Source organism: Achromobacter sp. T5-5 (assembly GCF_055397965.1).
This window is the reverse complement of record NZ_AP027919.1, coordinates 2695509-2713067: the sequence shown is the minus strand read 5'-3', so window position 1 is coordinate 2713067 and position 17559 is coordinate 2695509. Positions and strand designations below refer to the sequence as shown.

At 67.8% G+C, this 17559-nt stretch carries 14 protein-coding genes; 9 read left to right on the top strand and 5 right to left on the bottom strand.

Annotated elements, in window-relative coordinates; translation table 11 throughout:
• The first annotated feature begins 18 nt into the window (after window positions 1–18).
• Window positions 19–1047 carry a DctP family TRAP transporter solute-binding subunit gene (locus ACZ50Q_RS12255; protein WP_076520458.1) on the top strand — a complete coding sequence of 343 codons (1029 nt, stop codon included), beginning with the start codon at window positions 19–21 and terminating at the stop codon, window positions 1045–1047.
• 129 nt (window positions 1048–1176) lie between these two features.
• Here the strand turns inward: ACZ50Q_RS12255 and greB are convergent, their stop codons facing one another.
• The 3 genes from greB to ACZ50Q_RS12240 all read right to left on the bottom strand — a co-directional run bounded on the left by greB (window position 1177) and on the right by ACZ50Q_RS12240 (window position 3577).
• Complete coding sequence (greB, locus tag ACZ50Q_RS12250; RefSeq protein ID WP_092578592.1) at window positions 1177–1728, bottom strand: transcription elongation factor GreB; 552 nt, start codon at window positions 1726–1728, stop codon at window positions 1177–1179.
• 68 nt (window positions 1729–1796) lie between these two features.
• Entirely contained in the window at window positions 1797–2642 is an 846-nt protein-coding gene (locus ACZ50Q_RS12245; RefSeq protein ID WP_076520456.1) for a 3',5'-nucleoside bisphosphate phosphatase, read from the bottom strand.
• A 68-nt stretch (window positions 2643–2710) separates the two neighbouring features.
• The gene (locus ACZ50Q_RS12240) at window positions 2711–3577 is read right to left on the bottom strand and encodes an alpha/beta fold hydrolase (RefSeq protein WP_464081987.1); all 867 of its coding nucleotides are present in this window, start codon (window positions 3575–3577) and stop codon (window positions 2711–2713) included.
• 335 nt (window positions 3578–3912) lie between these two features.
• Here ACZ50Q_RS12240 and cfa point away from each other — a divergent pair, with 335 nt between their 5' ends.
• Window positions 3913–5103 (top strand): cyclopropane fatty acyl phospholipid synthase, encoded by a 1191-nt coding sequence (gene cfa / locus ACZ50Q_RS12235; RefSeq protein WP_083714301.1) that lies wholly within the window; start codon window positions 3913–3915, stop codon window positions 5101–5103.
• A 99-nt stretch (window positions 5104–5202) separates the two neighbouring features.
• Here the strand turns inward: cfa and ACZ50Q_RS12230 are convergent, their stop codons facing one another.
• Window positions 5203–6825, bottom strand: coding sequence for a GMC family oxidoreductase (locus ACZ50Q_RS12230; RefSeq protein WP_464081657.1), 1623 nt, complete (start codon window positions 6823–6825; stop codon window positions 5203–5205).
• Window positions 6826–7072: 247 nt separating this feature from the next.
• On the opposite strand from ACZ50Q_RS12230, the gene ACZ50Q_RS12225 reads away from it, so the two are divergent.
• The 7 genes from ACZ50Q_RS12225 to ACZ50Q_RS12195 all read left to right on the top strand — a co-directional run bounded on the left by ACZ50Q_RS12225 (window position 7073) and on the right by ACZ50Q_RS12195 (window position 15989).
• On the top strand, window positions 7073–8020 hold the full coding sequence (locus ACZ50Q_RS12225) for a LysR family transcriptional regulator (RefSeq protein ID WP_464081656.1): 948 nt from the start codon (window positions 7073–7075) through the stop codon (window positions 8018–8020).
• A 341-nt stretch (window positions 8021–8361) separates the two neighbouring features.
• Window positions 8362–10923: a nitrite reductase large subunit NirB gene (nirB, locus tag ACZ50Q_RS12220; RefSeq protein WP_464081655.1), complete on the top strand. Its 2562-nt coding sequence runs from the start codon at window positions 8362–8364 to the stop codon at window positions 10921–10923.
• Window positions 10923–11273 (top strand): nitrite reductase small subunit NirD, encoded by a 351-nt coding sequence (gene nirD / locus ACZ50Q_RS12215; RefSeq protein ID WP_464081654.1) that lies wholly within the window; start codon window positions 10923–10925, stop codon window positions 11271–11273. Before nirB ends, nirD begins: the two co-directional genes overlap by 1 nt.
• 50 nt (window positions 11274–11323) lie before the next feature.
• Window positions 11324–12136, top strand: a complete 813-nt coding sequence (locus ACZ50Q_RS12210) for a formate/nitrite transporter family protein (RefSeq protein ID WP_076520447.1) — start codon at window positions 11324–11326, stop codon at window positions 12134–12136.
• 13 nt (window positions 12137–12149) lie between these two features.
• Entirely contained in the window at window positions 12150–13895 is a 1746-nt protein-coding gene (locus tag ACZ50Q_RS12205; RefSeq protein ID WP_464081653.1) for a protein kinase domain-containing protein, read from the top strand.
• 12 nt (window positions 13896–13907) lie between these two features.
• On the top strand, window positions 13908–14684 hold the full coding sequence (gene cobA, locus ACZ50Q_RS12200) for a uroporphyrinogen-III C-methyltransferase (RefSeq protein ID WP_464081652.1): 777 nt from the start codon (window positions 13908–13910) through the stop codon (window positions 14682–14684).
• A 42-nt stretch (window positions 14685–14726) separates the two neighbouring features.
• A complete protein-coding gene (locus tag ACZ50Q_RS12195; protein WP_464081651.1) occupies window positions 14727–15989 on the top strand; it encodes a nitrate- and nitrite sensing domain-containing protein in 1263 nt (420 codons plus the stop codon).
• 10 nt (window positions 15990–15999) lie between these two features.
• Here the strand turns inward: ACZ50Q_RS12195 and ACZ50Q_RS12190 are convergent, their stop codons facing one another.
• Window positions 16000–17526 carry an MFS transporter gene (locus tag ACZ50Q_RS12190; RefSeq protein ID WP_464081650.1) on the bottom strand — a complete coding sequence of 509 codons (1527 nt, stop codon included), beginning with the start codon at window positions 17524–17526 and terminating at the stop codon, window positions 16000–16002.
• Between the last annotated feature and the right edge of the window lie 33 nt (window positions 17527–17559).

Below are 17559 nucleotides of genomic sequence, written 5' to 3'. Positions count from 1 at the left end.
ATAGAGAGGAGACGCAACATGAAATTCCGCAACCTGATCGGCGCCGCGCTGTGCGCCGCCGCCGTGGTGGGCATGGCGCCCGCGCACGCGCAGAACTACAAGCCCGAGTACAAGCTCTCCATCGTCGTGGGCACCACTTTCCCGTGGGGCCAGGGTGCGGTGATCTGGTCGGATCTGGTGCGCGAGCGCACCGAGGGCCGCATCAACATCAAGGTCTACCCGGGCACCTCGCTGGTCCAGGGCGACCAGACGCGCGAGTTCACGGCGATCCGCCAGGGCGTGATCGACATGGCCGTGGGTTCGACCATCAACTGGTCGCCGCAGGTCAAGCAGCTCAATCTCTTCTCCTTGCCCTTCCTGATGCCCGATTACGCGGCGATCGACGCGCTGGTGCAAGGCGACGTGGGCAAGGACATGTTCAAGCTCATCGAAAAGGCGGGCGTGGTGCCGCTGGCCTGGGGCGAAAACGGCTACCGCCAGGTCAGCAACTCCAAGCGGGAGATCAAGCAGCCTGACGACATGAAGGGCATGAAGCTGCGCGTGGTGGGCTCGCCGCTGTATATCGACACCTTCACCGCCCTGGGCGCCAATCCCACGCAGATGAGCTGGGCGGACGCGCAGCCCGCGTTGGCGAGCGGCGCGGTGGACGGCCAGGAGAACCCGCTGTCGATCTATACCGGGTCCAAGCTCTACACCGTGGGCCAGAAATACCTGACGCTGTGGAACTACGTGGCCGATCCGCTGATCTTCGTGGTCAACCGCGAAGTCTGGAACTCCTGGTCGGAAAAGGACCGCGACATCGTGCGCCAGGCCGCGCTGGACGCCGGCAAGCAGCAGATCGTGATCGCGCGCAAGGGCGTCACGCCTGAAGATCCGTCGCTGCTCAAAGAAATCGCCGGCCACGGCGTCACCGTGACCACGCTGTCGCAGGCGGACCACGACGCGTTCGTAAAGGCCACCAAGCCCGTCTACGAAAAGTGGAAAAAGCAGATCGGCGAAGACCTGGTCAACAAGGCCGAAAAGTCCATCGCCGAACGCAAGAAGTAAACCCGCGCAAGATTCGCAGCAAGCCCCAGGGGAACCGGCGGCGCAAGCCGCCAACCGAGGCAGGGACGCCAGAATCCCGCCCACCGCACGGGCGCCGGCCACAAACCGGCGCCCGTTATTTTTTGCCCCCTACTCCGGATACCTGACTTCCAGGATATCCAGTTCGTCGATCCCCGCGGGGGTGCGCAGCACGACCGTGTCGCCTTCGCGCGCCTTGATCAGCGCGCGCGCCACCGGCGAAATCCAGCTGATCTTGCCAGCCAGCGGTTCGGCTTCGTCCACGCCCACGATGGTGACGGTGTGTTCCTCGCCCGCCTTGTCCACATAGACGACGGTTGCGCCGAAGAAGGCCTGGTCGCGGTTGGGCTGGGCCTTGGGATCGACGACCTCGGCAATGTCCAGCCGCTTGGTCAAAAAGCGCATGCGCCGGTCGATCTCGCGCAGGCGCTTCTTGCCGTAGAGGTAATCGCCGTTTTCCGAGCGGTCGCCGTTGGACGCGGCCCACGACACCACCTGCACGACAGCCGGACGCTCCACGTTCATGAGCTGCGTCAACTCAGCGCGCAGGCGTTCGTAGCCCTCGGGCGTCATGTAGTTCTTGGTGCCGGCCGGCAGCGCCTGGGCCTGCGGCAGATCGTCGTCGTCCTCGTGGTCGGACTCTTTAACAAATGCTTTGTTCATGGCGGTTGCGTCGCGATGGCGCGATCACTGTCGATGGCTTGCAGGATGGGCGGCCAGGGCCGCCCGCGTCAGAACCAGTCGTGCCAGACCGGTTTCAAGTCGGATGGCAGGGGCGGCAGGCAGCCCAGGTCCATCCGGCTTTCCTTGGGACTGTGGAAGTCCGACCCGCGCGAGGCCAGGAACCCGTAGCGGCGCGCCACGTCGGCGTACTGGCGGGCCTCTTCGACGGTATGGCTGCCCGTGTTGACCTCGATGCCCACGCCGCCCAACTGCAGGAATTCGTCGAACAACGCGGCGAACTGCAGCGGCGTGTACTTGTAGCGGCCGGGGTGCGCAATGACGGCCTGCCCGCCCGCGCCGCGTATCCAGCCGACGGCATCGGCCAGCGTGGCCCACTGCATGGGCACATGGCCGGGGCAATCGTCGCCCAGGTGTTTGTTGAAAACGGTCTGCACGTCGGGGCAATAGCCGGCTTGCACCAGGTAGCGCGCAAAATGGGTGCGGCTGATCAGTTCGGGATTGCCGGCGAAGGGCAGCGCGCCTTCGTAGGCGCCCGGCATGCCCATGTCCGCCAGGCGTTCGCCGATGCGTCGGGCACGCTCGGCGCGGCCGGAGCGCGTCTTGCGCAGGCCTTCGATGAGCGTCGCGTTGTCGGGATCGAAGCGCAGGCCCACGATATGCACGGTCAGGCCGGCCCAGGTGACGGAGATCTCGACCCCCGTGGCAAAGCGCATGCCCAGTTCCTGCGCCGCGGCAGCGGCCTCGGCGATGCCGCCGACTTCGTCATGGTCGGTCAACGCCCAGACATCGACGCCATTGGCGAACGCCCGCTGCGCCACGTCCCGGGGCGCGAGCGCGCCGTCCGAGACGGTGGAATGGCAATGCAGGTCTATGTTCAAGGTGGGCGATTTCATGCGGCTATTGTAGAGAAGGCCCGGCGGCACGCCTAGCGCCGTGCCGTCCCCACATTGCCGCGCGCCGGTCAGCCCAGCAGGAAATCGGCCACCGGCTCCACCTGCTCATGCGCGATCAGCGTCGGCGCGTGGCCCACGCCGGCCACCTCGTGCGCCCGCGAGCGCGGGTTGCGCTTGAGCATTTCGTCGACGGTGGCGCGCGTCAGCAGATCGGAAAGTTCGCCGCGAACGACCAGGATCGGGCAATCCAGCGCATCATAGGACCGCCACAAGAGCTGTTCGCCCGCGGCCAGTTCTTCCGGCGTCTGCGCCGCCAGAGCCTGGGCGATCGCCAGATCGTAATGCTTGACCCACTTTCCCCCCTGTTCCGGGTACAGGTGCCTGGCCAGTTCAGCCCACTGGGCGTCGGTGTGCGGACCGAAGGTTTCGGAGTTGGCGCGCATCGTGGCCACCGCCTCTTCGAACGTGGCGAACTCCCCCGGCGCGCCCACGTATTGGCCGATACGCGACAGCGCGCCGTTCTCCAGGCGCGGCCCCACGTCGTTGAGCACCATCTTGTCCAGCCGCAGGCCCTGGGCGGGCGGCAACATCCCGGCATGCGGGCGCATCGCCAGCATGGCCTTCGCAAAGGCGGCGGCGCCCGACAGCGCCATGCCGATCAGTCCGCCCATCGACGTACCCACCCAGGACAGGTTGGCGGGCCGCAGACGCGCGATGAGGGTCACCATGTCCGCCACGTACTGCGGCACGGTGTAGAACGCCGGATTGACCAGCCAGTCCGACCGGCCGCGTCCCACCACGTCGGGGCAGACCACGCGGTAATGGCCAGCCAGCCGGCGCGCCAGCGCATCGAAATCGCGCCCGCTGCGGGTCAGGCCATGCACGCAGAGCAGCACGCGGTCGTTGGCGGGATCGCCCCACTCCCAATAGGCCATGCGATGCAGGCCGGCCGGGCTGGCGCAGTTGACGAAATCCAAACGGGGTTCCAGGCGGGCTTCCACTTCTATCGACTCCACGGATCTGCGCACGGCGGCGCGCTCTGGCCGCTATGTTATAGGAGCCCGGTACGGACTGCTCTGGACTATCGCGCCGGTCGTGGCTACGATCCTTGCAACCGCACCGCGCCCGGCTGGCCCCAGCGCGCCGGACATTGCCCTGGGCTATGGGCGCGATGCAATCATTAAATTGGAGTTGCACACCCTTCAGGGCGCACAGTAAAAAGCTTCAGGCATTGCCAGATCAGTCATCCCAAAATTGATATGGAGTCCGTATGCAGCAAAGCAGTCCCCTTTCTCCGCTGACCGACCAGCCTGCCGGTCAACCCAGCACCGCCTCCCCTCCCCCCGCCCCCCCCAAGGTCCTGCAGGACCTGATGGCGCGCGCCGACGTGCAGATCAACGGCTCGCGGCCGTGGGATATGCAGGTTCATGACAAGCACATGTACGAGCGGGTGTTCGCCAGCTGGTCATTGGGACTGGGCGAATCCTACATGGATGGCGAATGGGACTGCGACGCGCTGGACGAACTGTTCACGCGCCTGCTGCGCGCCGACATGGGATCGGCGGCCCTGGGCGTGGCGCGCATCAAGCTGATTGCCGAACACCTGCGCCACAAGCTGTTCAACCTGCAGTCCAAGCACCGGGCGTTCGAAGTCGGCGAACAGCACTACGACGCGGGCAACGACGTGTTCGAAGCCATGCTGGACAGCCGGATGATCTACTCCTGCGCCTACTGGGAACATGCCCAGACGCTGGAAGAGGCGCAGGTCGCCAAGCTGGACATGATCTGCCGAAAGCTGCAACTGAAAGAAGGCGAGACGCTGCTGGACATTGGCTGCGGCTGGGGGGGACTGGCCAAGTTCGCGGCCGAGCGCTATGGCGTCAAGGTCACGGGCGTCACGGTGTCCAAGGAGCAGCTTGCCCTGGCGCAGGAACGCGTGAAGGGCCTGCCGGTGGAACTGCTGCTGCAGGACTACCGGGACCTGCAGGGCCGCTTCGACAAGGTGGTCTCGGTGGGCATGTTCGAACACGTCGGCCCGAAGAACTACGACACCTACTTCACCCATGTGCAGCGGCTGATGGCGCCGGAAGGCGTATTCCTGCTGCACACGATCGGCATCGCCGCCACCAGCCAGAGCACCGATCCGTGGATCGACCGCTACGTCTTCCCGAACGGCAAGCTGCCGTCGGCGCGCGAGATCACGACCGCCGTGGAAAACCGCTTCATCATCGAAGACTGGCACAACTTCGGCGCCGACTACGACCGCACCCTGATGGCTTGGTGGGAGCGCTTCGAGCGCGCCTGGCCCGCGCTGGAACCGCGCTACGGCACCCGGTTCTACCGGATGTGGAAGTACTACCTGATGTGCTGCGCCGGGTTCTTCCGGTCGCGCGAGGGCCAGCTCTGGCAGGTGGTGCTGACGCATCCGCAGCGGCAGGAGACGTATCGGTCGTTGCGCTGAGGCGGGGGGTGCCCGGAACGGGGGTGCCCGGAACGGGGGTGCCCCGAACAATTGGGCCTGCGCTTCGGGCCTTGGCGGCGCCTGCGCCAACAACGCGGATCATGCCCCCCTTCCCGCCTCTTCCCCAATCATCTCCGCCGCCCGCTCCGCGATCATGATTGTCGGGGAGTTGGTGTTCCCCGACGTGATCAGCGGCATGATCGACGCGTCGGCGATGCGCAGTCCCTGCAGGCCGTGGACCCGCAGCCGCGCGTCCACCACGGCCCCGCCGTCCGGGTCCCGTCCCATGGCGCAGGTGCCGACGGGATGGAAGATGGTGGTGCCGATCTTGCCGGCGGCCTGGCGTAGTTCAGCTTCGGTCTGGAAAGCCGGGCCGGGCAGCCACTCCTGCGGCTGGTAGCGCTGCAGGGCGGGCGCGGCGGCGATGCGGCGCACCAGGCGGATGGAATCCGCCGCGACCCGCAGGTCTTCTTCGGTGCTCAGGTAGTTGGGGCGGATGACGGGTGCTTCGCTGCCCTGCTGGCCCGCGGGCCCTTGCGCATGGACGCTGCCGCGCGAGGTGGGGCGCAGATTGCAGACGCTGGCGGTGAAGGCGTCGAAACCATGCAGGGGCTCGCCGAATGCGCCCAATGACAGCGGCTGCACGTGGAATTCGACGTTGGCGCGGTCCTGGCCAGGATCGGATTTGGCGAACGCGCCCAACTGCGATGGCGCCATGCTCATGGGGCCGCTGCGGCTTACGAGGTATTCCAGTCCGATGCCCGCCCTGCCCATCCACGTGGACGCGATGCGGTTCAGCGTCTTGACGCCGTTCACCTTGATGATGACGCGCAATTGCAGGTGGTCCTGCAGATTCTCCCCCACGCCCGGCAAGGCGTGGCGCAAGGTGATGCCGCTTTCGCGCAGGCGCGCGGGCTCGCCGATGCCCGAGACTTCGAGCAGATGCGGCGAGTTCACCGCGCCGGCGGCCAGCACGACCTCGCGCCGCGCGCGCAGCGACAAGGCGCGGCCGCCTCGGTTGACGCGCACGCCGACGCAGCGCTTGGCATCGAATTCAAGCTGTTCGGCCAGCGCGCCAGTCATGACGTGCAGGTTCGGGCGCTTGCTCACCGGACGCAGGAAGGCCTTGGAGGTGTTCCAGCGCCAGCCGCTGCGCTGGTTGACCTCGAAGTAGCCGGTACCGAAGTTGTCGCCGCGATTGAAGTCGGGCACGCGTGGAATGCCTTCCTGTTCGGCCGCGGCGGCGAAGGCTTCCAGGATGTCCCAGCGCAGGCGCTGGGATTCCACGCGCCACTCCCCGCCCGCGCCGTGGAATTCGTCCGCGCCGCGGTGGTAGTCCTCGCTGCGCTTGAAGACCGGCAGGACCTGCTCCCAACTCCAGGCCGGGTCGCCCGACAGCGCGGCCCAGTCCTCGTAGTCCTGCTTCTGGCCGCGCATGTAGATCATGCCGTTGATCGACGAGCATCCACCCAGCACGCGGCCGCGCGGATAGATGAGGGACCGGCCGCCAAGCCCCGGTTCCTCGGCCGTGCGGTACATCCAGTCGGTGCGCGGGTTGCCGATGCAATGCAGATAGCCGACGGGGATATGGATCCAGTGGTAGTTGTCGCGCCCGCCGGCCTCCAGCAGCAGCACCTGCACGGCGGGATCGCGGCTCAGCCGGTTGGCCAGCACGCAGCCGGCCGAGCCCGCGCCCACGATGATGTAGTCGTATGTCTCCATAAGCTCTTCTTATCTAGTCGCGGGCCTGTCCAGGGCGTCCGCGCGGTGAGCCGGCCCCGGCTGCGGCGCCGGGCGCGCAGCGGGAATCTGCCATGACTCTGGCGCAGCCTGTCGCGGCTGTCCAATGAAATGTTGAAAAGCGCTTTATAAGCGCCTTTAATAATGCTCGACTGCCAGGGCGCAATGCCAAGGCTCGATTCCCCAACGCTCGATTCCCTTCCCCCGCTGCCCCTTACCAAAACACGCCATGGACCTGAAGCACATCCGCACGTTCGCCGCCGTTGCGCGCGAAGGCAACCTGACGCGGGCGGCCGAGCACCTGCACCTGACCCAGCCCGCGTTGAGCCTGCAACTCAAGAACTTCCAGGAGTCGCTGGACCTGACGCTTTTCTCACGTACGGCCCAGGGCTTGGCGCCCAACGCGGACGGGCGGGCGCTGCTGCCCCCGGCGCTGCGGGTGCTGGACGCCCTGGAGGATTTCCAGCGCGCCATCGGCGCCCTGCGCGACACCGTCCAGGGCGAACTGCGGATGGGCACCATCCTGGATCCCGAGTTTCTGCGGCTAGGCGCCACGCTGCAATACCTGGTTGAGCACTACCCCAAGATCCGCCCGACGCTGCGCCACGGGATGTCGGGATCGGTCGGCCGCCAGGTGCGCGCCGGCGAACTGGACGTGGGCTTTTTCCTGGGTCCGCAGGCACCGGAAGGCAGGTCACGGGAAAGCCACCCGCGGGACAGCCACCCGCGGGACGGCCACCCGCGGGGCGGCCACCCGCCGGGGCTGCATGCGCAACCGCTGGCCTCGTTCGCCTATTACGTGGTCGCGCCCAAGGGCTGGAGCGCGCAAGTCGCGGGCCGGGGTTGGGCTGACATCGCGGCGCTGCCCTGGATCTGGACGCCGCCCGACTCCGTGCACCATCGCCTGCTGTCCGACAAGTTCGGTGCGCTGGGGATCGCGCCCCATGCGGTGGCCGAGGTGGACCAGGAGGCCTCGATGCTGGACCTGGTGCGCTCGGGTGTCGGGCTGTCCCTGGCGCGGGACGCCATTGCGCTGCGGGAATCGCAGGCCAGCGGCCTGCAACTGGTGAAGGGGCTGTCGATCCAGGCCGAGCTCTCGTTCATCACGCAGGCCTCGCGCCGCGAGGACCCGCTGGTTGCCGCCGCGTTTGCGGCCGTACAGGCGGCGTTTGCCTGAAACCGGCCGCCACGGCGGCCCGCCGTGATGTTGCGGTGCGCCAAACGGGTGCAGGCCGCACACGGATATGCACCGATACGAAGCATCCGAGCGGGCCGCGGCCGCCGCCGCGCAAGGGGCTTTGAGGGGCTGCCGCCCCCGTCCTTCCCTATGAATCGCAAGGAAAACCCGGCCGCAATATCGCCTTTCGACATTCCTGGCATGGACTTTGCTTGATATGTCGTGTGCGGGTGCAAACCCGCCAAGACAATTCGAGCAGTACCGGCAATGGCGCCCCGACCGCAAGGTCCAGGGCGCCTTTTGTCTTCTGAAAACCGACATCCAAGCCCCGGGGAAATCCCATGAATGCAGCGGCCACATCCGATTCCTTGCAGACGCTGATCGTCATCGGCAACGGCATGGTGGGCCATCATTGCGTCGAGCAATTGATCGCCCGCGGCGCCCTCGAGCGCTATCGCATCACCGTTTTCGGCGAAGAGACCCGCCGCGCCTACGACCGCGTCCACCTGTCCGAATATCTCAACGGCCGCGACGCCGAATCCATGGCGCTGGGCGACGCGTCGCTCTATGAACAGGAGGGCGTGAGCCTGCGCCTGGGCGAACCCGTGCTGGAGATCGACCGCCACGCGCAGGAGGTCATCACCGCCAATGGCCGCACCGCCTATGACAAGCTGGTGCTGGCGACGGGCTCCTATCCTTTCGTGCCGCCGATCGCGGGCGCCGAGGGCACGTCGCGGCTGGTGTACCGCAGCATCGACGACCTGGACCTGATCCGCGAGGCGGCCAACGGGGCGCGGCGCGGCGTGGTCGTGGGCGGCGGCCTGCTGGGGCTGGAAGCGGCCAATGCGCTCAAGTCGCTGAACCTGGAGGCGCACGTCGTGGAATTCGCGCCGCGCCTGATGCCCGTGCAACTGGATGACGCCGGCGGCGCGGCGCTCAAGGCGCGCATCGAGGCGCTGGGCGTGGGTGTGCACCTGTCGCGCGCCACCCAGGACATCAAGCCGGGCACGCAGTACCGCTACCGCATGCGCTTTGCCGAAGGCGCGCCGCTGGAAACCGACCTGATCGTGTTTTCGGCCGGCATTCGCCCGCAGGTGTTCCTGGCGCGCAAGGCCGGGCTGGCGCTGGCCGAGCGCGGCGGCGTCGCCATCGACGAGCGCTGCCTCACCAGCGACGCCAACATCTACGCCATCGGCGAATGCGCGTCGTGGAACGGCACCATCTTCGGCCTGGTCGCCCCCGGCTACCAGATGGCCCGCATCGTCGCCGCCGATCTCTGCGGCGAGCCCGAGCAGCCCTTCTCGGGCGCGGACATGTCCACCAAGCTCAAGCTGCTGGGCGTGGACGTCGGTTCGATCGGCGACGCGCACGGCGCGACGCCCGGCTCGCGCAGCTACCGTTACATCGACGAGGCCGGTTCCAGCTACCGCCGCCTGGTCGTCTCCGGCGACGGCAAGCGCGTGCTGGGCGCGGTCCTGGTGGGCGACAACAGCTACTACGACACCCTGCTGCAATACGCGCAGAACGGCATCGCGCCGCCCGCGGACCCGTCCAGCCTGATCCTGCCGCAAGGCCAGGGCGCGCCGCTGCTGGGCGTGGACGCGTTGCCCGCCACCGCCACCATCTGCTCCTGCCACAACGTCAGCAAGGGCGCCGTCTGCGACGCCATCGACGGCGGCTGTACGGACCTGGGCAGCGTCAAGGCCTGCACCAAGGCGGCCTCGGGCTGCGGCGGCTGCGCCGGCCTGCTCAAGCAGGTGGTCGAACACGAACTCGCCAGCCGCGGCGTCGCGGTGGACAAGAGCCTGTGCGAACACTTCGCCTATACCCGCCAGGAGCTGTATGCGATCGTGCGCGTGGGCGGTATCGAGACCTTCGAGGAACTGCTGGCCAGCCACGGACGCGGCCACGTGGGCTGCGAGATCTGCAAACCCGCCGTGGGCTCGATCCTGGCGTCCTGCTGGAACCGCCCCATCCAGGACCCGCATCTGGTGCCGCTGCAGGACACCAACGACACGTTCATGGCCAACATGCAGAAGAACGGCACCTATTCGGTCGTGCCGCGCATGCCCGCCGGCGAGGTCACGCCCGACGGCCTGATCGCGATCGGCGCCGTGGCCAAGAAGTACAAGCTGTACGTCAAGGTCACCGGCGGCCAGCGCATCGACCTCTTCGGCGCGCAATTGCACGAGTTGCCGTCCATCTGGTCGGAACTGATCGCCGCGGGCTTTGAGACCGGCCATGCCTACGGCAAGTCCACGCGCACCGTGAAGTCCTGCGTCGGCAGCACGTGGTGCCGCTACGGCGTGCAGGACAGCGTGAAGATGGCGCTGGACATCGAGCATCGCTACAAGGGCCTGCGCGCGCCCCACAAGCTGAAGTTCGCCGTGTCCGGCTGCACCCGCGAATGCGCCGAGGCGCAAAGCAAGGACATCGGCGTGATCGCCACCGAGAACGGGTGGAACCTGTACGTGTGCGGCAACGGCGGCATGCGTCCGCGCCACGCCGAGCTGTTCGCCACCGACCTGGACGACGCCACCCTTATCCGCTACATCGACCGCCTGCTGATGTTCTATATCCGCACGGCCGACAAGCTGCAGCGCACGTCCGTGTGGCGCGAATCGCTGGAAGGCGGCCTGGACTACCTGAAGCAGGTCGTGATCGAGGACAGCCTGGGCCTGGCCGCCGAACTGGAGGCGCAGATGCAACTGGTGGTGGACCGCTACGAATGCGAATGGGCCAACGCCCTGAGCGACCCCGAAAAGCTCAAGCGCTTCCGCACCTTCGTCAACGACAGCCAGGGCGACCCCGACATCCAGTTCGTGCAGGAACGCGGCCAGCCCCGGCCGGCCCCGGCGCGCGCCGCCCAGCGCGTCATCCCGATTGCCGAGGAGATCGCCTGATGTCCGCACACAACGCTGAAACGCAGGTCTGGCGCCACGCCTGCCACCGCCAGGACCTGGTGGCCAACTCCGGCGTCGTCGCGCTGGTGGACGGCGCCCAGGTCGCCCTGTTCTACCTGCCGGACGCCGAAGGCCAGACCCTTTACGCCGTGTCCAACCGCGATCCGAAATCCGGCGCCAACGTCATCGGCCGGGGCATCGTCGGCCAGCTCGCCGGCGACGTGGTCGTGGCGTCCCCTCTCTATAAGCAGCACTTCCGCCTGGCGGACGGGAGCTGCGTGCAGTACCCGGACCAACGCCTGCGGACGTGGCAGGCGCGCTTTAACGGCGACGCGGTGGAACTCGCCTGACGGGCGCCACCGGATTCTTTTCAAACATCAGCACAGCAACAGGAAACAACATGTCCTACCTAGCTCCCTCCGAGTTCGTCACCAAGATGGTGGATGCGGGCGAATCCAAGCTCTACATGGCGACCCGCGACGTCCTGATACGCGCCTTCATGGCCGGCGCCATCCTGGCGATCGCCGCGGTCTTCGCCGTCACCGTCACGGTGCAGACCGAATCGCCCATCCTGGGCGCGGCGCTCTTTCCGGTCGGCTTCTGCATCCTGTACCTGATGGGCTTTGACCTGCTGACCGGCGTTTTCGTGCTGACGCCGCTGGCGCTCTTCGACAAGCGCCCGGGTGTCACGGTGGGCGGCATCCTCAAGCACTGGGGGCTGGTCTTCGTGGGCAATTTCCTGGGTGCGCTGACCGTGGCCGTCCTGATGGCCATCGTCTTCACCTACGGCTTCTCGGTGCCGCCCAACAAGGTCGGACAGGTCATCTCGCACATCGGCGAAAACCGCACGCTGGGCTACAAGGAATACGGCGCGGGCGGCATGCTGACCATCTTCATCCGGGGCGTGCTGTGCAACTGGATGGTGTCGCTGGGCGTGGTCGGGGCCATGATCTCCACGACCGTCAGCGGCAAGGTGATCGCCATGTGGATGCCGGTCATGCTGTTCTTCGCGATGGGTTTCGAGCACTCCATCGTCAACATGTTCCTGTTCCCGTCCGCGATGATCATGGGCGGCAACTTCTCGATCATGGACTACATGATCTGGAACGAAATCCCGGTCGTGCTGGGCAACCTGATCGGCGGCATCTCGCTGACGGGCCTGACGCTCTACACCACGCACATGAAGACTGCGCCCAAGCGCCGCTTCGTCTGATCGCCTCTTGCGCATGGACAGCCCTACGCCCATCGCACCCGCCGCCTCGCTGAAGGTGGCGGTGGGCCAGCACACCGATCCCGGGGTCAAGTCCGTGAACCAGGACTTCCACGGCTTGTGCGTGCCGGGCGAGCCGCTGCTGGGCGCCAAGGGCATCGCCATCGCGCTGGCCGACGGCATCAGCAGCAGCAACGTCAGCCACATCGCCAGCGAGACCGCCGTGGCGAGCTTCCTGGAAGACTATTACTGCACGCCGGAAACCTGGTCCGTGAAGAAATCGGCCCAGAAGGTGCTGAGCGCGGCCAACGCGTGGCTCCATTCGCAAAGCCGCCAGCGCCATGGGCAGGACCAGGACAGCGGCTATGTCTGCACCATGAGCGTGATGGTGCTCAAGGGCGCCACCGCGCACATCCTGCACATCGGCGATGCGCGCATCTACCGCCTGCGCGACGGCGCCGTGGAACAACTGACCGAAGACCACCGCGTCTGGGTGGCCCACGACAAGAGCTACCTGGGCCGCGCGCTGGGCCTGGCGCCGCACCTGGAGATCGACTACCACACGCAGGCGGTGGAAGCAGGCGACGTATTCCTGCTGGCGACCGACGGCGTGTACGAACACGTCACGGACCAGGACCTGCGCGACGCGGTCGCCGCCCACCGCGACCACCTGGACGATGCCGCCCGCGCCCTGGTTCAGCTGGCGCTGGAACGCGGCAGCGACGACAACCTGACGATGCAGATCGTGCGCGTCGATGCCCTGCCCGCCCGCCAGGCCGGCGAAATGGCCCAGTATTCCGGCAGCCTGCCCTGTCCGCCCTTGCTGGACGTGGGCCAGGTGTTCGAAGGCTTTCGCATCACGGACGAACTGCGCGCCAGCAGCCGCAGTCACGTCTACCTGGCCGAGGACCTCGACAGCGGCGACACCGTGGTCATCAAGATCCCGTCGCTGGACCTGCGGCACGATCCGGCCTACCTGGAGCGTCTCCTGACCGAGGAATGGCTTGCGCGCCGCATCGACAGCCGCCACGTGGTGCGCGCCTGGCCGCGCACGCGCACGCGCCGCTCGCTCTACACCGTCAGCGAATACATCGCAGGCTGCACGCTGACGCAATGGATGGCCGCCAACCCGCGCCCGGCGCTGGAGCCGGCAATCGCCATCGTGGAGCAGATCGCGCGGGGCCTGCAGGCTTTTCACCGGCTCGAGATCGTGCATCAGGACCTGCGCCCGGACAACATTCTCATCACGCCGGACGGCACGGCCAAGATCATCGACCTGGGGTCGGCCCGCACCGCCGGGATCCAGGAACGGGGCGCGGACGGCGACGAGCCCATGCCCGTGCTGGGCACCGCGCAATACGCGGCGCCCGAGTACTTTCTGGGCGAAGCGGGCACGACGCGCTCGGACATCTATTCGCTGGCCGCGATCCTCTACCAGATGCTGTCGGGGCGCCTGCCCTATGGCGCCGACGTGGCCCGCGCGCGCAGCCGCGCCGCGCAACTGCGCCTGGCTTACGTGTCGGTGCTGGACCGCGACCGGGAGATCCCGGCCTGGGTCGACAGCGTCCTCAGCCGCGCCCTGCACCCCGATCCACAACTGCGCACGCCCGAGCTTTCCGAGTTCACGCACGCCCTGCGCCATCCGGCGGACGTGCGCGGCGGCGAGCGCCTGCCCCTGCTGGAACGCAACCCGGTGGCCTTCTGGAAAGGGCTGTGCCTGGTCCTGGCCATCGTGATCGTCATCCTTGCCTTCAACCCCTGAACCGAGGCGCCCATGCCCGACCTGAACCCCACCGTGTCCCTGATCGGCGCCGGTCCCGGCGACCCGGAATTGCTGACCCTCAAGGCGGTCAAGGCCCTGGGCCGTGCCGACGTCGTGCTGGTCGACGACCTGGTCAACCCGGAGATCCTGCAACACTGCCCGCGGGCGCGCATCGTGCGCGTGGGCAAGCGCGGCGGCTGCCGCTCCACCCCGCAGGACTTCATCCAGCGCCTGATGCTGCGCTACGCGCGCCAGGGCCTGCGCGTGGCGCGCCTGAAAGGCGGCGACCCGTGCATCTTCGGCCGCGGCGGCGAAGAAGCCCAATGGCTCAGCGACCATGGCGTCGCCTGCGAGATCGTCAACGGCATTACCGCCGGGCTGGCCGCGGCCACGTCCGCCGGCATTCCGCTGACGCAGCGAGGCATGGCCCAGGGCGTTACACTCATCACGGCCCATTCCCAGGACGGCGCGACGCCCGACTGGTCGGGCCTGGCGCGCAGCGGCACGACCCTGGTGGTGTACATGGGCGTGGCGAAGGTGCATGACATGAGCAGCCAATTGCTGGCCGCCGGCATGGCGCCCGACACGCCGGTGGCCATGATCGAGCGCGCCTCCCTGCCCGGCCAGCGGCTCTGTCCATCGACGCTTGCTGGCATGGCCCGGGACGCCCAGGCCTTCGGGTTGCGCAGTCCCGCCGTGCTGGTCATCGGCGAGGTCGCCGCCTGCCGGATCTTCGGCCTCCTGGACGATAAGGCCGACGCCGATCCGCTGCCGCGCCGCATGGCCTGAGGTTCCGATTGACATCGCGCTTTTCACCGCATAGAGATTCCGATGGCTGAACGCCACATGCCGCCGCCGCTGCGCTTCCTGCTCGCCGCCCGCCGCAGCGAGCTCCATGGCCTGGAAGCCCTGGCCGCCACCTGCGACCTGGTGCTGCGCATCAGCGCCCTGGTGCACGCCCTGCAGAAGGAGCGCGGCTATTCCAACCTGACCCTGTGCAGCGCCGAAGACCGGCTGCAGCCCGCCCTCGCCAGCCTGTCGAGCGACGCCGAAGCGGTGGAAGCCGACGTGCGCGCCTTTCTGGACGGCCTTGAAGCCGACCCTGCCGCCGGCAGCGGGCGGGCGCGCCTGCTCAATTGCATCGCCTACGCGCTCTTGCGCCTGGACGAACTGCCCGGCCTGCGCCGCGCGGTCCGCGACCGTCGCGTGCCGGTCGAAGACGCCGACGTGCGCTTCACGCAGGTCATCGGCAGCCTGCTGGCGGTGGTGTTCGAAGCCGCCGATTCGTCGCTGGACCCGGGCGTCACGCGCCTGCTGGTGGCGCTGTTGAATTTCATGCAGGGCAAGGAATTGAGCGGCCAGGAGCGCGCCTGCGGCGTGATGGGCTTTACCGCCGGCTGGTTCGACGAAGCGCGCAAGGCGCGCATGCTGGGCCTGGCGGCCAACCAGGCGCGCAGCTTCAGCGTCTTTTCCCAATACGCGCAAGGCGCGCCGCTCCAGGCCTGGGACCTGGTGCAGCAGCAGGCCCAGCCGGTGCAGCGCATGCGCGACATGGCGCAGCACACGTCGGACGCGCAACGCGTCGACGGCGGCCTGGCCGAGCTGTGGTTCGACCTGTGCACCGCGCGCATCGACGCCATGCGCAACGTCGAGACGCAGCTGGCGCAGGAACTGGCGCAGCAGTGCGCCCGACGCATCGCCGAGACCCGCCAGGAACTGGACGACCGCCGCCTATTGCTCAGCCGCTACACCGACCACGCCAGCGGCCGTGCGCCCAGCCTGGTGTTCAGCGTACAGAGCCGCATCCTGGACGTACCGCCCGAGGACGGCGTGGGCAATGAGCTGGAACGGTCCATCCTGGACATGATGCGCGAGCAGACCCTGCGCATGCAGCGCGCCGACGACGCGCTGACCAGCGTGCGCGGCGCGCTGGACGAAAGAAAGCGCATCGACCGCGCCAAGCTGCTGCTGATCAGCCGCTATGGCCTGACCGAGCAGGCCGCCCACGAACGCCTGCAACGCGCCGCGATGGACGGCGGTCTGTCGGTGGCGGACGTGGCGCGGCAGATCATCGCGCAGTTGAGCGGACACTGACGCGGCGCGCCTATCGGAACACCCGCTGCACCAGGCTGACGGCAGCCGCGGCGACCGCCACGGCCGTGACGATGCGGAAATGATCCAGGCTGGCCAGCAGCACCGCCTGCTGGTTGAGCCATTGCGCGATCTGCGCCATGGCGAGCTGTTGCGCCTGCGCCGGTCCCACGGACGTCGCGAAGTAGGCCGACAACTGCGCCATCGCCGCCTCGAATTGCGCGTTGCCGGTAGCCACGCTGGCGTGCAGCACGGTGTAGTGCCGCGACGCGAACCACTGCTGGCCGATAGTGGCCAGCATGATGCCCAGCGCCTGCCCGATCTGCGCCAGCATGTTCTTGACCTGCTGCGCATGGGCGAACACGGCCGGATCGCGCGTCAAGCCGGTGAAGGTCTGCATCGCGGTCGTGGGCATGAGCGTCATGATGAACACGCCATAGCACGCCAGCGCCGGAAAGACGTCGGTCCACATGTTCGCGGTCGGCGTGAGGCGCGACATCAGCAGCCCGAAGGCCGCCAGCGCCAGGAAGCCGGTCACGAAGAATTTCCGGGGCGCGGGCCAGCGCGGCAGCAGTTGCGACATCACGGCCCAGGTGAGCACGCCCGCGCCCAGGCCCATCGCGAAGAACTCGCCCGCGGTGATCCACGCCAGTCCCAGCGCGCGCTGCAGCATCAACGGCACCAGGTAGCCGTTGGCGCCGAGCATCACGTAGCAGGCCATGAACAGGCCCAACCCGCAGAGGAAGCGCATCTCTTTCATGCCGCCCAGCCTGAGCAGCGGCGCCCCGTTGCGCGTCTCCGCCCACACGAACCAGCCCAGCGCCGCCACGCCCGCCACGGCCGACAACGCCAGCAGGCCGCCGTCGCTGAAGAAGTCGTAGTAAGAGCGCTGCAAGGCATGCAGCACCAGGAAGCTGCCCACGCCCAGGGCCGCGACGGGCAGGAGGCGCACGTTGCCGGCCAGCACCGAGCCGGCTTCGCGGCCCGGCATGGCCAGCATGACCGGGGCCATCGCCAGCAGCGACAGCGCGGCGATCAGCCAGAACATCAACGGCCAGCCATCGTGCTCGACCGCCATCGCGGCCAGCCAGGGCGCCAGGGCCGTGCCCAAACATAGACCCGAGGCCAGCGCCTTGATGCCCAGAAAGCGCGCCGGCCCGGGAGCAATCAGGTTGACGGTCAGCCGGGACGACGTGAGCATCGCCCCGCAGCCCAGCGCCATCAGCACGCGACCCAGCAGAAAGCCCGCGGGGTCTTGCGCCAGCGCGCACGCCGCCGCGCCGACGCCCGCGGCGGCCAGCGACGCCAGCAGATAGGCGCGCAGGCCCAACCGGTGGGTCAGCCACCCCTGCAGGGCGATCATCACCACCGCCACGCAGGCGTATACCACGGCGATGTGGGTGTATTCCTCGGGGCTGGCGCCGATCTCTCCCATGATGGGCGCGGCGCCGAACGTCGCCATGCCGTTCTGCAGGAAGTCGATGAATGTCAGCGCGCCGATGACCAGCAGCAGCGAAAGCGGGGGTTTGGATGGGGACATGGAACCGCCTGGGAAGCGCTTGAAGAAGCCTGA

Excerpts from the sequence above, each read along its gene's own strand:
- ACZ50Q_RS12255 (WP_076520458.1), top strand. The coding sequence starts at position 19 with ATGAAATTCCGCAACCTGATCGGCGCCGCGCTGTGCGCCGCCGCCGTG.
- greB (WP_092578592.1), bottom strand. The coding sequence starts at position 1,728 with ATGAACAAAGCATTTGTTAAAGAGTCCGACCACGAGGACGACGACGAT.
- ACZ50Q_RS12245 (WP_076520456.1), bottom strand. The coding sequence starts at position 2,642 with ATGAAATCGCCCACCTTGAACATAGACCTGCATTGCCATTCCACCGTC.
- ACZ50Q_RS12240 (WP_464081987.1), bottom strand. The coding sequence starts at position 3,577 with ATGGCCTATTGGGAGTGGGGCGATCCCGCCAACGACCGCGTGCTGCTC.
- cfa (WP_083714301.1), top strand. The coding sequence starts at position 3,913 with ATGCAGCAAAGCAGTCCCCTTTCTCCGCTGACCGACCAGCCTGCCGGT.
- ACZ50Q_RS12230 (WP_464081657.1), bottom strand. The coding sequence starts at position 6,825 with ATGGAGACATACGACTACATCATCGTGGGCGCGGGCTCGGCCGGCTGC.
- ACZ50Q_RS12225 (WP_464081656.1), top strand. The coding sequence starts at position 7,073 with ATGGACCTGAAGCACATCCGCACGTTCGCCGCCGTTGCGCGCGAAGGC.
- nirB (WP_464081655.1), top strand. The coding sequence starts at position 8,362 with ATGAATGCAGCGGCCACATCCGATTCCTTGCAGACGCTGATCGTCATC.
- nirD (WP_464081654.1), top strand. The coding sequence starts at position 10,923 with ATGTCCGCACACAACGCTGAAACGCAGGTCTGGCGCCACGCCTGCCAC.
- ACZ50Q_RS12210 (WP_076520447.1), top strand. The coding sequence starts at position 11,324 with ATGTCCTACCTAGCTCCCTCCGAGTTCGTCACCAAGATGGTGGATGCG.
- ACZ50Q_RS12205 (WP_464081653.1), top strand. The coding sequence starts at position 12,150 with ATGGACAGCCCTACGCCCATCGCACCCGCCGCCTCGCTGAAGGTGGCG.
- cobA (WP_464081652.1), top strand. The coding sequence starts at position 13,908 with ATGCCCGACCTGAACCCCACCGTGTCCCTGATCGGCGCCGGTCCCGGC.
- ACZ50Q_RS12195 (WP_464081651.1), top strand. The coding sequence starts at position 14,727 with ATGGCTGAACGCCACATGCCGCCGCCGCTGCGCTTCCTGCTCGCCGCC.
- ACZ50Q_RS12190 (WP_464081650.1), bottom strand. The coding sequence starts at position 17,526 with ATGTCCCCATCCAAACCCCCGCTTTCGCTGCTGCTGGTCATCGGCGCG.